This window comes from Sporolactobacillus shoreicorticis (assembly GCF_024125445.1).
Classification (GTDB): domain Bacteria; phylum Bacillota; class Bacilli; order Bacillales; family Sporolactobacillaceae; genus Sporolactobacillus; species Sporolactobacillus shoreicorticis.
On the sequence record NZ_JAMXWM010000017.1, the window covers coordinates 1 to 12,425 of the forward strand.

A 12,425-nucleotide genomic window follows, 5' to 3' on the forward strand; every position below is an offset into this window, starting at 1 on the left:
CCTAAAATAGGGCAGGATCGTGGTTTTTTGTAAAGATGCGGGCGCACGTTAACTGCTGTTCCTCATAAGATAGGCATTATGAGAAACAGCGAGGAGGTATGTGCTGTGCCTAATCATCGATATATCAATTTTCTTGCAAAATTGGCAGTAGACAATGCGCATCCTGGAGGTCATGGTTTGACAGAGGCAATTATTGAGCGACTAAAGATCCGTGAGAAGAGCAGCATTTTGGATGTAGGTTGTGGTACCGGTGCGACCACCGTATTCCTTGCTGAGAAATTGAAAGCCGATGTAACGGGGATTGACCTGCATCCGGGTATGATTAAACGAGCAAAAGCACGTGCGGCATTAAGTTTTTCTGCTCCCAAAATTATACAGGCTTCCGCCGAAAAACTGCCGTTTGAATCCGCCTGCTTTGATTGCCTGTTCTCAGAATCTGTGACTGCGTTTACCAATGTCTCTCTGTCTGTTCCGGAATATTTTAGGGTATTGAAGCTTGGTGGCCTGCTTGCTGCTATTGAAATGACTATTGAGAAAGAGCTTGACGCGGACGATAAAGGCCTAATCGAGTCGGTTTACGGGGTCAGTGATGTCCGGACAGAACCCGAATGGCTGTCTATTTGGAAGAATGCAGGATTCGTGGACATGAATTCGTTTCACGCTGATGAAATGAAGACGCGTTCAGAAGACGTACTTCCGACCTATAATTTAACGAGTATCATTGATGAAGAAGCAATTGACGTTTGGCTTGAGCATATGCAAATGATGCAGAAATTCAAGGATGTGCTTACTTATCGCATATTCACGATGAGCAGGCCATGTGAGTAAATCGAGTAAAAAAATGCCCGGCATACGAAATGGATACGTATCCGGGTTATTTTTTTCTTTTTTTAAAGTGCTCGCTGATCTGAGCAGCATAACTCTCAATCGCATCGGGAATTTGCCCAAAAAGCTGATTGCGCAATGGCGGGCGATTCGCTTTATGTTCCATGCGGGCCTTCGCTCTTTCATCACGAGGGGTTTCCATGTAACGAACAAACTGCTCGGTTAAAAAACGAACATACTCATCGGATTTCATAATCCTTTGCTCCTTCGCCTTTTTACTTTTACTTTGCCCAAAAAGAGAACAATTGATTCATGAAAAACAGGCATTGTTTCTTCTTGAGGTTCGAAGGCATGGATTCACTGGATTAATCGTTCCATCCATTTTATCGGTTTTCCGCTTTTTTTAGAATAGGTCATCTGGTCAATCTCTTTACGATCATCAGTAATCAGCGTAAATCTAATGATCACATGATCTTCGATTTCTGTGATATTAAATTGGACGGTACCGTTGCGATAAACGAATGTTCCTTGTTCCGTTAACGATGCCAGCTCACGTTCAAAATCGATAAGCGCGCATTCGCGTAATTGTTGGAGCTGAAATTGAGCATATGATTGTTGATAAAACTTTCGGTCGCTGTTCAGAATCAGGAGTGCATGGAATACAAAGGCGAGAAGTATGAGTGACAAGATCATTGTTAATGGTAGAACAAATCCATTTTGATTATTTTTCCATCCTTTAATCACCAGCATCATCCTTGACATAGAGTCGATCATCCCAATAATAATGGCGATTCGCTTTATCTGTTACGCGAATGGAAATAAATTCGCCATCCGATTGAAACGTTGCACTTTTGACTTGCTGAAGGACAATCTCGTAGCCCATTCTGTTCACTTGACGGATGATCCGTCCGTTTGTCATAAATGCGTAGCTTACATAATCCGTACCTTTTTTCATTGTCAGCATCCGATGATCCGTTGAACAGGATACTTGGTGAGAGAAATGCAGTTCTGTTGCTGTTTGTATAAAAAATAACCGTGTTTCCTTTTGGGTGTCCCATTGTGGCTGGAATCGCTGATTCATGAATGCTGTTACATTGACGGCTAGACTAACGATGATCAGAAAAACAGAGAGGGCGAGCATCATGGATAACAGCGTATAGCCTGCTTGGTTTTTCATTTTTTAGCTTCTCCAATGACTTTATGCATGTGTCCTTTGTAATTCCAGCTGATACTTATACAGACAGAGTGCTCATTTTTTTCGATCCATTTGATATGAAAATCTTGTGAGGTCTCAGGTTTATCGGAAATAGCACCATCCGATTTCCACGACATTAAATGATAGCGAAGCAAGCTGACAGCCTCGTGGTTCTGCTTGACAAGCTGCCGTTCTTGATCAACGTGCACGAGCAGCGGAGTGGCAATAAGGATCAGAAGGGTGAGAATGGCAAGTGCGGTCATGGCTTCTGGGAGGAAAAGCCCGCGTTCATCCTGCTGTTTTTTCATAGTAGTATCTGCCCTGACCAAGAAGCAATACGAGCCGATAGCGAATGCTTCCCAATGATATTGTAAATGTTTTTATCGTTGAAAAATGGCCTAACTGATTAATCATAATTGAATTCTCCTGATAGCCGCTGTAGATTGTAATTCGGGGATTTATTTCGGTGCGTTCAACTCTATCTTTAATCGCGACATAATAAAAATGTCCGGAATTATTGAAGACAATTCGGGCAACATCAGATTCGCTGATTGCGCCCACCTGTGTTTCATGAATGGTCTCATCAAGTTCGCTCATAAAATGTCTGAGTGTTACTTCATCAGATAGATGAGAAAAAGCGAAAAAAGAAATGGGGGTAAGGATGCAGGCGATTGATAAGACAATCAATACTTCAATCAGTGTGAACCCGAAATCCTGTGTGAAAATTCTATTATGGTGCACTGACTTCACCGGTTACTTTGTCATAAACTAGTGGTGTGCCGTCCGATGCTTTGACACTGCTGACGTAGTCGGGGATGAGGTCATTCAGACTGTCTGGTAGCGCTCCATCATGATCCATCTGATAGGCAGCTAATTGACTTTGAACCAGCTTAACGGTGGCATCGGTGCTTTTACTCATCACTACATCATTTGATTTAGTCATATTGGGGACAGCAATCAAAAGCAATATGGATATGATGAACAATACAATCATCATTTCAATTAGTGTGAATCCGCGTTGCGAGGCAAAAACAAATTTGTTAAAGGCTTTGATCATGCGAAGAACTCCTTTATGGTGGGATTAAAAAATGGACAAGGTTAATGCTAATGCGTTTTTTGAAATAGACATGTTGGAAATGGTGCGGAACGGCAGATTCAGTTATTTATTTATGAGAGACAGAAATGCAGGAAAGAGGGTTAAAAGAAGCAGAGGTTGCGGATGTTGGAAAAAAACGGAATCTTATTCATGACCAGTCAAAGTGAAAACTTTATCAACTTCCTAACTCATTTGAATAGAAACGTCGAGTCTTCGATCACCTCCATAATTATGAACCACAAATAGCAAAAACCTTCCCAATGGTAATAATTTCGACATCCTTAGACAATTACCTTTTCTTATGCAGAAAAAAATGTGGCAAATGAATGAATACTTCATTTTGAACGGCATGAAATGACTAAGAAACTGTGAACTAAATTATTTTGAAAACGCATACACAAATGTTATGCTCTTATAGAGCAATCAGTTATTTTAGAGAGGGTGGGAGAGATGGCAGAAGTAAAAGCAGCATTTCTTTTTATCGGTCCCGAAATTGACACGTCACATGCTCAGGCCCAGATCAGGACTCCTGTTATTAACCTGAAAGTGGTTGGAGTAAAGAATTATGAAGAAGCAGTGAAGGCGGCTGTGGCGCTGGCTGATGATGGCGTGAAATGTATTGAATTATGCGGCGGATTCGGAAATGAAGGCGTAGGCAAAATTTCGGCTGCGGTTACAGGGAAGGCTTCGGTTGGTGTTGTGCGCTTTGATCATCATCCCGGCCTTGGATTTCAGAGCGGTGATCACGTGTTTCATTGAGAAGTGTATAAAAAATGGCCGGGCAAATAGGCTCGACCATTTTTTCATGAAATTTAAAATTCTTCATATCTGGAAGGGTCCTGATCAAAGGTTCTGCCATGCGGATGACTTAGTTTTCCAATCGTTTGCATTTCTTCATCGCTCAGTGAGAAATCAAAGAGTGAAAGATTTTCTAATTGACGCTTCGGTGAAGATGATTTTGGCAACGGAAGGGCACCAAGCTGTACATGCCAGCGCAGGATAATCTGAGGTATAGATTTTTCATGTGCATCGGCAATTTTTTTTATCGCTGGATCTTGCAATAATTTGTTTGCCCGCCCCAATGGACTCCATGATTCGGTTAGAATACCATGTTCCTTATCATACGCTCTCTGTTGCTCCTGTGAAAAATAAGGATGCAGTTCAACTTGATTAACGCTTGGGGTGACGCCAGTTTCTTTTATCAGGCGGTCTAAGTGTTCGGGCAGGAAGTTGCAGACACCGATGGAACGAATCAAGCCCCATTTCTGTGCGTCGATTAACGCTTGCCATGCTTCTACATATAAATCCTTGCTTGGGTTCGGCCAATGGATCAAATACAGATCGTAGTAGTCCAGTCCTGCTCGAAAGAGTGATTCTTGGATTGTCGTTATCGCTTCATCATAGCTATGATGACGTCCGGGCAATTTGGAGGTAATGATCAATTCTTCACGTGAGACGGAACTGCGTCGTACCGCTTCACCAAGCGCGCCTTCATTTTCGTAATTAAATGCCGAATCGAGTAAACGGTAACCTGTGTCAATGGCACTTAATATGGAATTAATGCCTGAGGCGCCGTTCAGTTTGTAGGTACCGAAACCAACAGCAGGCAATTGCAATCCATCGTTAAGTGTTTTTTGTGGAATAGTTGTCATTAAATCGTTCTCCTCCTTCATTTTTAGTTTAGCATCCTCATTTTTCCAAGTCTAATAAAGTGGCTTCGTAAATGAATTTCCAATCAAACGAACGAGCAAGCAAGAGAGTACAGCAGCTGTATCTAACTAGTAAAAAAGGTGTTGGTTTGAATCTAGATCAATTCAAGGATAGGGTCCGGGTTAAAAAATGATAGCCCCTATGGAAATTAACGTAGAAAAATAGGACCAATTGATTGAATAATTTATCATTTATTGCCTCTGCCTCTTAAACTCGATCTATCAGAAAATTCATTATTAATAAATCCTTGTTAAATTGCTTATACTCATATATCTTATAAATAACGAATATCTTTTAAAACGAAAGCATAACATGGAACGTTAATTGATAAATTAATCTTTTTGAGGTGAACGATCATTCGTAAGGTAAATGTGATTATTGTAAGCAGCAGTGCTCTGATTCTTGCAATATTTGTTTTCGGACTGATGGGTTACTTTCAAGCCACACATTTTAATACAAATGTAACGATTAACGGTGTCAAAGTCGGCCATCTGAAACCCGAACAAGTAGTGACTAAGTTAGCTGCACAATCCCTAAAAAATGATGTTTTTATTGGGGATGAGAAGATTATCAACGGTAAGAATACAGTAGCTAAATTTACGAAAAAAGATTTAGCGGCCGTGAATCGAGTTTTTAAAAAGCAGCAGACTTGGCTGCCATCATTTAAGAAAAAAAATTATGCACTTAACCCGGCAGAAAACGACGATTATCGATCAGGTACACTAAAGAAACAAGTGGAATCCCGGTTAAAACAATTAAACAAAAAATTGAAAGCACCAAAAGACGCCTATGCCTACATAGAAGATGGAGATCTGAAGGTATCTAAAAGTGAAGCCGGCAGGCAATATGACGTGGAGAAGCTCATGCGTGCCTATGACAAGCAGGAGTACAACAGTGAAATTCATCTGACGGCATGGCGCCTGCATCCGATTAAGGAAGACAGCAAAATAGTTGAAAATGAGACTAAAATACTTAAATCGCTCTTGAATCAGAGCGTAAATTATTCGGTACAAAATAAAGTTTACGCGCTGAAAGCAAGTGAGTTGATCAAAAATGCAAAAGCAACATCGAATATGAAAGTGACTATTGATCCAAGTGTGCTGAAAAATAAAATTGAAGAGATCAATAAGAACCAATCAACATTAAATAAGAAATCTCCATTTAAGACACATACAGGCAAAGTTATTTCAGTTCAGGGACAATCCTACGGATGGGCGCTGAATGTAAGCAAGGAAACCAATCGGATTCAGAAGGCGTTTGAAAATGGAAAAACGTCACTGAAAGCCTACAATGTCTATGGTGTCGGATACAGTACCTATGGAATTGGTTATCATAACACAACGAATAACGGAATTGGAAACAGCTATGCAGAAATATCTATTTCGGAACAAAAAATATGGATCTATAAAAATGGCAAACTCGTTGTAACTACTGACGTAGTGACCGGACGCCATGATACAAATGAAGATACACCTAAGGGACTGTGGTATATCATGTATAAGGAATCGCCTTCAACGCTTGAAGGAAGTGAGGCAGGCAATCCTAATTATTCAGTGAAGGTTGATTATTGGGCACCGTTCACACTCAGCGGCTGTGGATTCCATGATGCCAGTTGGAGAAGAAACTGGAAAAAAGATGCCTATTTAACGCAGGGATCAGGTGGCTGTGTGAATACTCCTCCGTCTATAATGAAAACTGTTTATGATAATCTCGAACAAAACGAACCGGTGATTATTTACTAGATTAATAGAATAAGCGATTAAGACAACTTGAAATCTGAAAGCCACTGAAAAACTGAATAATGCTATCGAAAAGGCAACTCAAAAATTCATTTTTGAGTTGCCTTTTCCTTTGACTGGAGAGATAAAACCCTGCTTCTTTACCCCATGAGCTTTACTATTTTCTTTACATTGACTGTGAATAGCGCCATGGCTTTTTTGCTTTTGTGAACAAACGAGAAAGCATCAGCAGTCAAGCTATTTTAAGAAGGATACAACAGATGCGGCAGAGAATAGTCAAATAAGCGCACAAAATTAGAATTCAGGGGCGATTTAAATGGGATTAAAAACGGTGTTGATTATTAATGGAAAGATACACGGTACGATCATGTTGCAAAAGGAGACTTGAATACATTTCTATGCGATACGGCAGCCGGATATTTGGGCGATAAAGGCTATGAAGTGCTCACGACACACGACAGTTGTCGTTGACGGCTACGACGTCAGGAAGGAAGAAAACAAGTGGGTGAAGGCGAATGTTATTTTCTTCCAATTTCCGATCTACTGGTTTGCGGCACCTGCTGCTCTGAAACGTTACATCGAAGACGTTTACAATTACGGCCTTTTCTATTCCAGTGTATCCGAGTACGGAAGAGGTGGATTGCTGAAGGGAAAAAGTTATTTACTGTCCACGACTTGGAACGCACCGAAAGATGTATTTGACGCCCCTGGCAGTTTTTTCAACGGCCGCTCTGTCGATGAAGTACTTGCAGTATTTCATGATACTCAAGCCTTTGTTGGCTTGACCAAACTGCCGAGCGTGTCGTTTCATGATGTTATTAAAAATCCGGATGCTCAAGTATATGCGGAGCAATTAAAAGTTCATTTAAAGACTATTTTTGGATTGTGATCCGTAATAAATCCGATGCAAGATGAACCCCATACAATTGGAATTCGACTTAATCAGCGGCCTTCTGTTCTTTGTTGGAAACGAATTTAGTGACTGAGCTTTGCTTTTCTCTGCCTTTGGATAGAAAAATAGTAATTCCGGTAAGGATGACAAGAATACCAATACTTTGCTGGAGTGTGACACCTTGTCCCAAAATGAGATAAGCAAGAACACAGGTTCCAATCGGTTCGCCGACAATACTCATTGAGATCGTTGATGTGCTCAGCCACTTTAGCAGCCAATTGAAAATGGTCTGCCCGAAAACGGTTGAAATGAGAGCGAGACATGCAAACCATAACCAGTTATTCGCCGAATAACCGATGAGTGAGTATCCACTGAGCAGCGAGTAAGTGAGCAGTAAAACAGAACTGCTGCCATACCCGATCAATACGTAGGGAATGAGCGGCAGCTGCTTTCGCAGTCCCTGACCAAGAAAAAAATATCCAGTGATTAATCCGGCTGCGATGAATGCAAGTATGTCGCCGAAAAATGCTGCGCCGCTTACTTGGAAATCCTGCCAACTGATTAGCGTGCTTCCTGAAATCGCCAGAAGTCCGCCGAATAGTGCTTGGCGGGTTATTTTTTCTCCAAAAAGAAAATAACCTCCGATAAAGGCAAATAACGGCTGCAAGGTGACGAGTACGGTCGAGCTTGCGACAGAGGTGAATCGGAGTGATTCGAACCACAGCGCATAGTGGGCGGCAAGAAAGAATCCAGCCAGTATGCCGAGAAGCCATTGCTTTGCAGACAATTGTCGTAGTGCTGTTCGGCTCGTTGTATTGAACAAAAGGAAAGGCAACAATACTGCTGTTGAAATAAGCATGCGATAGCCGGCAATAATTGTCGACGGGGCATCCGATAATTTAACAAAAATAGCTGAAGCGGAAAGCGAAAATGCGGCAAAAAAGAGAATAATATATAAGTACTTGCGTTTCATTGATTCCAGATCGACCACTCCAGCTCCTGAGGTTTGTACAAAAGATGATAAGTTGATTCTATCATAAACGTCAGGTTTCTCATTATTTTTTTTAATTACTAAAATTGCTGATTGATGATATACTGGTTGCCCGGTGCGTAAGAGTGAATTTTAATCAAGAGAAAAAAAGCCTAGTTTGTTTTTGCGGCTCAGAGACTTCCACAAGAATATTAAATAAGCATCATTGAAGTCTCTATTAGTCGTGTTTTATCGGTCAAGTGATTTTTTTGTTTTTTATAGAGAAAAACGGCCTGAATGTACTCGAAAATTCATTACAGAGGTGAAATGGTGTCTAGGATCTTCGTTCTTTGTTTTGGGGATTCTTCATGATCGAACAGCATTAATTGGACGCTCACATTTATGATTATCCTGATTGCGAGGAAGGCTTTCGCGCTCCGGTCGGTTTTATGCTGCAGCAAATTCCGTTCGAGAATGCACGAAATACATACATGGTCATTTTTGCGCATGGTGATGTTGATAATGATCGTCTTCGAAATGCATCAGAAAGTACCGAGATGTAAACTTATTTTGTCTAGAAAAATGAAGTGCTTTGGAGGGAAACAGAATGTACGAAGAAATTACTGCGGAAGAAGTGGAACGGCTGTGTCAACAAGAAAAACACGTCAGCATCATTGATGTTCGCGAAGCTGACGAGTTTGATGAGGGGCATATTCCTGGTGCGGTTAATATATCGGTCAACATCATTCAGTCGAAACTGAATCAAATTGATAAATTTAAAGAACATATTCTCGTTTGCCATGCAGGCGTGAGAAGTGAATTTGCTGCCAAGCTGCTTGCTGCTTATGGCTATCACGTGAAAAATATGATGGGCGGAATGATTGCCTGGAACGGTCAAATTGTTTATTAAAACTGATGCTGCAAAGGACCATATACAATTTGGAAAGAGATATCAGGCGACGATTTATGGAAGAACAGAAATACACCAAGTAAAATACATAGAGACATAAACACTTTCCATTTATTTTATTGATACCGCTATTTCCAGAAGCACCATGGGATCATTGCCGGTTAGTTCATAAATGGACTTTCGGTCTTGCCATCGGATCATGCTCTGGCGATTATCTGTATATGCCTGAATTTGGCCATACTGTCGAGGAACCGGCAGAGCGTGTTCCTCCAAATAGTCAACGATAAACCGCGCTAATTGTTGCCCTTTAGCGGATTCAGAAGTCGGCGACAAAGACGCGAGCGTCCAACGGCCTTCATTCCAAGAAATTCCCGCAGTTCCTGCCCCCGCATCGGCATAACCTGTAATTTGATGTCCGAGCGGGACAGCTTCACCGTCAGAGCTTCCGTATTGATGGTAGGTCATTTGCTTAGCGGCCTCAGACTCGTTTGAGTAGATCTGTCTTGTCATTGTCGCAATTGTTTTTGCTTTCGATAGTGCTTTGTCGTTGACCTTTAATGGAGTGCCGGTCTGTTTGAATGTAATTGTAAATTCACTGGCTTGATTTTTTACGACTGCTGAAACATAGCTTCCGTTTTCAATCGGCAACTTTTGCGGAAGGAGCAGTGGGGTGTGTTTTTTTAACAGTAATCTGACATCAGCGAGTGTTTTTTTCAGCGTGCCGATTTTCTCAGATGATTGCTTCTCTTCTGTCTTATTTTTCGGCGCAGTGCTGCTATTATTTTTATCTTGCACACTGGAGCTGCTGCCTGCTTTTGACGAAGAACTGTCTGCTTGACTTGATGAAGACTGATGTACTGATGTGCTGCCGTCTCCGCTGCCTTGCGAACAGCCGTTTATCAATGAGAATACGAGCAAACATGCAACAATTATTACTATTTTTTTCATCGTCATCCCTTCTTTCCTCAATACTTAAATAATACCCTTTTTAGTTGCCAAAAAAACAGAATTAGGGGTTGATGGCTATCTTAGAGGCAGTTTCTTTACAAAAAATTGATTAAGGAATATAGTAGTGATATTGAACGTGCAAATTATTTTGTACGTATAATTTTATTGTACGATGAGGTGTTTTTCTTGGAAAAAGTATACTCGATCAAAGATTTAGAACAGCTTAGAGTGTTTAGTGAACCCTTTAGAATCAAACTTCTATGGTCTTTCTACGGTAAGGAGAAAACAGGAAAAATGCTCGCCGATGAGTTTCACATGTCTCCATCTAAAGTGCGGTATCACCTCACTGAATTAGAACGCGTCGGATTGGTAGAAGTGGTGCGAACTGAGTTGAAAAACGGAATTCAGCAGAAATTTTACTTGCCTGTTGCGCAGCGCTTTTCTCTGCGAAAGGTGGCTGCTCTCATCAATGGCGAGGAGGCATCAAAACTTGATAGTATCATGAGGCAAAGCGCTATAGAGGCGATCGATGAAATGCGTGAAAAAGTGACCGGCGCAAATTTCGAAAAACCGGAATTAGTCCAAGTTTCATTAACGCTTTCCCTGACCGCCAAAGAGAGAAAAGAAATTGCTGAGAAAATCATTGACCTTCATGAACAACTGGAGCGATTAAGTCAGCGTGAAACCGATGAATCAACCCGGGATTATTATATTAATTTGACGCTGTTTCCGACTGGCCCGAAATCAGAATCAAACTAAACCATAAAGTTTTCTTTTTTTTACATAACGTATTAAAAAAATAATACATAATATTTTATTCATTCATATTAAGAAGGCGAGCTAAATGAAAAACTTACTGTTTCAAAACAAAGGCTATCTCATGCTTTGGCTGTCAACTTTGACGACGCGCTTCGGTAATGCGCTTACACTGACTGTGCTGGTGTATCATATCGGCTCGCATTCAGGCAATGCTTTCATGATCAGCATGGTCTTACTTGCTCAAATGGTGCCAATGGTTCTAATCGGTCTTTTCGCAGGATCAATTGCCGACCGTATGCCAAAGTTCGTCATTATGATCAGCAGTGAATGGCTGCAACTCTTCATTGTCGGAGCAATGATTTTTTCCTTAGATTATGCATGGCTGCTTATTTTTCTGATTTTTATTCAAGGGGCTGCTGCCGCATTTTACGGACCGGCAAAGACGGCCTATCTGCCGGAACTTGTGGCGGAGCAGAAACTATCGGAGGCGATCGGTTTGTCTCAAGCGACGAGTCAGTCCGCCGATTTGATTGGTCCGCCTATTGCCGGCGCATTGCTTCTCATGATTCAAAGCAGAGAAATTCTGATGATTGATCTGCTTACCTTTTTCATTTCGGCCTTATTCATTTTTGCTTCATCACGCTATGGAAAAGCAAATCGTAAACTTATTGAAAGCAAGGTTCATGAATCGCTGCTAATTTCTATCGGTAAAGGGCTAAAAGAGGTTTCTTCATTAAAAAGTCTGAAATTTTTAATTGTCATTGTATTTGTTTTAATGTTAGCAGCGGGTGTGTTTAATGCAACATCGGTATCGATCGAGCTGCAAATTTTTCATGTAAACGGATTTCAGTATGGTTTGCTTCAATCCGTTGGCGGGATCGGCGCGATTCTCGGTTCGTTTGCCGGACCGCTCTTGATCAAACGCATCAACCCGGGCAAATTTATCATCACTTCCGGGACGATTCTCGGCATATGGATGACACTTATTTTCTTTATTCATGCCCTTCAAGCGACTTTCGGACTTGCAGCTCTTTTTATATGGATCAGTATCATTGGATTGCTTAATTCGTGTCTGAATGTTCCGGTCAGCTCACTTTTTCTGCTTGTCACGCCTCCGACCTTTAGGGGACGGGCAGTAGGCATCATGCAGATGTTTACCTATCTTGGATGCATTATCGGCCTGCTCGTCGGCGGCACGCTCACAGCCCCTATCGGTATGATTCAGGTCACAATTATAGCGGGAGTGGCAATGACCGCAGTATCTCTGGGATTGATCGGTACAAAAGGGTATAAACAGTTGATTCATGAACAAAATTTAAAATCAAAAGATGGCGCAGCGGATAAACGAACTTTTGTCGAATGATTGATCGCCCTCGGACGT

General features: G+C 41.4%; 16 protein-coding genes. 7 read left to right on the top strand and 9 right to left on the bottom strand.

What is annotated here, in order from left to right; translation table 11 throughout:
* Nucleotides 1-105: 105 nt before the first annotated feature.
* Nucleotides 106-828, top strand: coding sequence for a class I SAM-dependent methyltransferase (locus tag NIE88_RS13745; RefSeq protein ID WP_253062931.1), 723 nt, complete (start codon nt 106-108; stop codon nt 826-828).
* A 46-nt stretch (nt 829-874) separates the two neighbouring features.
* On the opposite strand, the gene NIE88_RS13750 is transcribed toward NIE88_RS13745, so the two are convergent.
* The 6 genes from NIE88_RS13750 to comGC all read right to left on the bottom strand — a co-directional run bounded on the left by NIE88_RS13750 (nt 875) and on the right by comGC (nt 3,077).
* A complete protein-coding gene (locus NIE88_RS13750) occupies nt 875-1,078 on the bottom strand; it encodes a YqzE family protein (RefSeq protein ID WP_253062933.1) in 204 nt (67 codons plus the stop codon).
* A gap of 104 nt (nt 1,079-1,182) precedes the next feature.
* Nucleotides 1,183-1,569, bottom strand: coding sequence for a competence type IV pilus minor pilin ComGG (gene comGG / locus NIE88_RS13755; RefSeq protein ID WP_253062935.1), 387 nt, complete (start codon nt 1,567-1,569; stop codon nt 1,183-1,185).
* Entirely contained in the window at nt 1,562-2,002 is a 441-nt protein-coding gene (gene comGF, locus NIE88_RS13760; protein ID WP_253062937.1) for a competence type IV pilus minor pilin ComGF, read from the bottom strand. Before comGF ends, comGG begins: the two co-directional genes overlap by 8 nt.
* Complete coding sequence (locus NIE88_RS13765) at nt 1,999-2,328, bottom strand: hypothetical protein (RefSeq protein ID WP_253062939.1); 330 nt, start codon at nt 2,326-2,328, stop codon at nt 1,999-2,001. Before NIE88_RS13765 ends, comGF begins: the two co-directional genes overlap by 4 nt.
* Nucleotides 2,309-2,761, bottom strand: coding sequence for a competence type IV pilus minor pilin ComGD (gene comGD, locus NIE88_RS13770; protein WP_253062941.1), 453 nt, complete (start codon nt 2,759-2,761; stop codon nt 2,309-2,311). The genes NIE88_RS13765 and comGD overlap by 20 nt, the downstream gene beginning before the upstream one ends.
* Nucleotides 2,751-3,077, bottom strand: coding sequence for a competence type IV pilus major pilin ComGC (comGC, locus tag NIE88_RS13775; RefSeq protein WP_253062943.1), 327 nt, complete (start codon nt 3,075-3,077; stop codon nt 2,751-2,753). The genes comGD and comGC overlap by 11 nt, the downstream gene beginning before the upstream one ends.
* Before the next feature lie 489 nt (nt 3,078-3,566).
* Between comGC and NIE88_RS13780 the strand changes: the two genes are divergently transcribed.
* On the top strand, nt 3,567-3,875 hold the full coding sequence (locus NIE88_RS13780; RefSeq protein ID WP_253062945.1) for a DUF6506 family protein: 309 nt from the start codon (nt 3,567-3,569) through the stop codon (nt 3,873-3,875).
* Between the two features lie 53 nt (nt 3,876-3,928).
* Here the strand turns inward: NIE88_RS13780 and NIE88_RS13785 are convergent, their stop codons facing one another.
* Nucleotides 3,929-4,768, bottom strand: a complete 840-nt coding sequence (locus tag NIE88_RS13785; protein WP_253062947.1) for an aldo/keto reductase — start codon at nt 4,766-4,768, stop codon at nt 3,929-3,931.
* A gap of 549 nt (nt 4,769-5,317) precedes the next feature.
* Between NIE88_RS13785 and NIE88_RS13790 the strand changes: the two genes are divergently transcribed.
* Together NIE88_RS13790 and NIE88_RS13795 are read left to right on the top strand one after the other, a co-directional pair.
* Nucleotides 5,318-6,568, top strand: coding sequence for a L,D-transpeptidase (locus NIE88_RS13790; protein ID WP_253063062.1), 1,251 nt, complete (start codon nt 5,318-5,320; stop codon nt 6,566-6,568).
* A gap of 433 nt (nt 6,569-7,001) precedes the next feature.
* Nucleotides 7,002-7,454, top strand: a complete 453-nt coding sequence (locus tag NIE88_RS13795; protein WP_253062949.1) for an NAD(P)H-dependent oxidoreductase — start codon at nt 7,002-7,004, stop codon at nt 7,452-7,454.
* Nucleotides 7,455-7,503: 49 nt separating this feature from the next.
* Here NIE88_RS13795 and NIE88_RS13800 read toward each other — a convergent pair whose 3' ends face one another.
* The gene (locus NIE88_RS13800) at nt 7,504-8,430 is read right to left on the bottom strand and encodes a DMT family transporter (protein WP_253063064.1); all 927 of its coding nucleotides are present in this window, start codon (nt 8,428-8,430) and stop codon (nt 7,504-7,506) included.
* Between the two features lie 604 nt (nt 8,431-9,034).
* Between NIE88_RS13800 and NIE88_RS13805 the strand changes: the two genes are divergently transcribed.
* A complete protein-coding gene (locus tag NIE88_RS13805; protein WP_253062951.1) occupies nt 9,035-9,337 on the top strand; it encodes a rhodanese-like domain-containing protein in 303 nt (100 codons plus the stop codon).
* A 111-nt stretch (nt 9,338-9,448) separates the two neighbouring features.
* Here NIE88_RS13805 and NIE88_RS13810 read toward each other — a convergent pair whose 3' ends face one another.
* Complete coding sequence (locus NIE88_RS13810) at nt 9,449-10,285, bottom strand: hypothetical protein (RefSeq protein ID WP_253062953.1); 837 nt, start codon at nt 10,283-10,285, stop codon at nt 9,449-9,451.
* Nucleotides 10,286-10,471: 186 nt separating this feature from the next.
* Here NIE88_RS13810 and NIE88_RS13815 point away from each other — a divergent pair, with 186 nt between their 5' ends.
* Together NIE88_RS13815 and NIE88_RS13820 are read left to right on the top strand one after the other, a co-directional pair.
* Nucleotides 10,472-11,044: a winged helix-turn-helix domain-containing protein gene (locus NIE88_RS13815; protein WP_253062954.1), complete on the top strand. Its 573-nt coding sequence runs from the start codon at nt 10,472-10,474 to the stop codon at nt 11,042-11,044.
* A gap of 85 nt (nt 11,045-11,129) precedes the next feature.
* Nucleotides 11,130-12,407 carry an MFS transporter gene (locus NIE88_RS13820; RefSeq protein ID WP_253062955.1) on the top strand — a complete coding sequence of 426 codons (1,278 nt, stop codon included), beginning with the start codon at nt 11,130-11,132 and terminating at the stop codon, nt 12,405-12,407.
* The last annotated feature ends 18 nt before the right edge of the window (nt 12,408-12,425 follow it).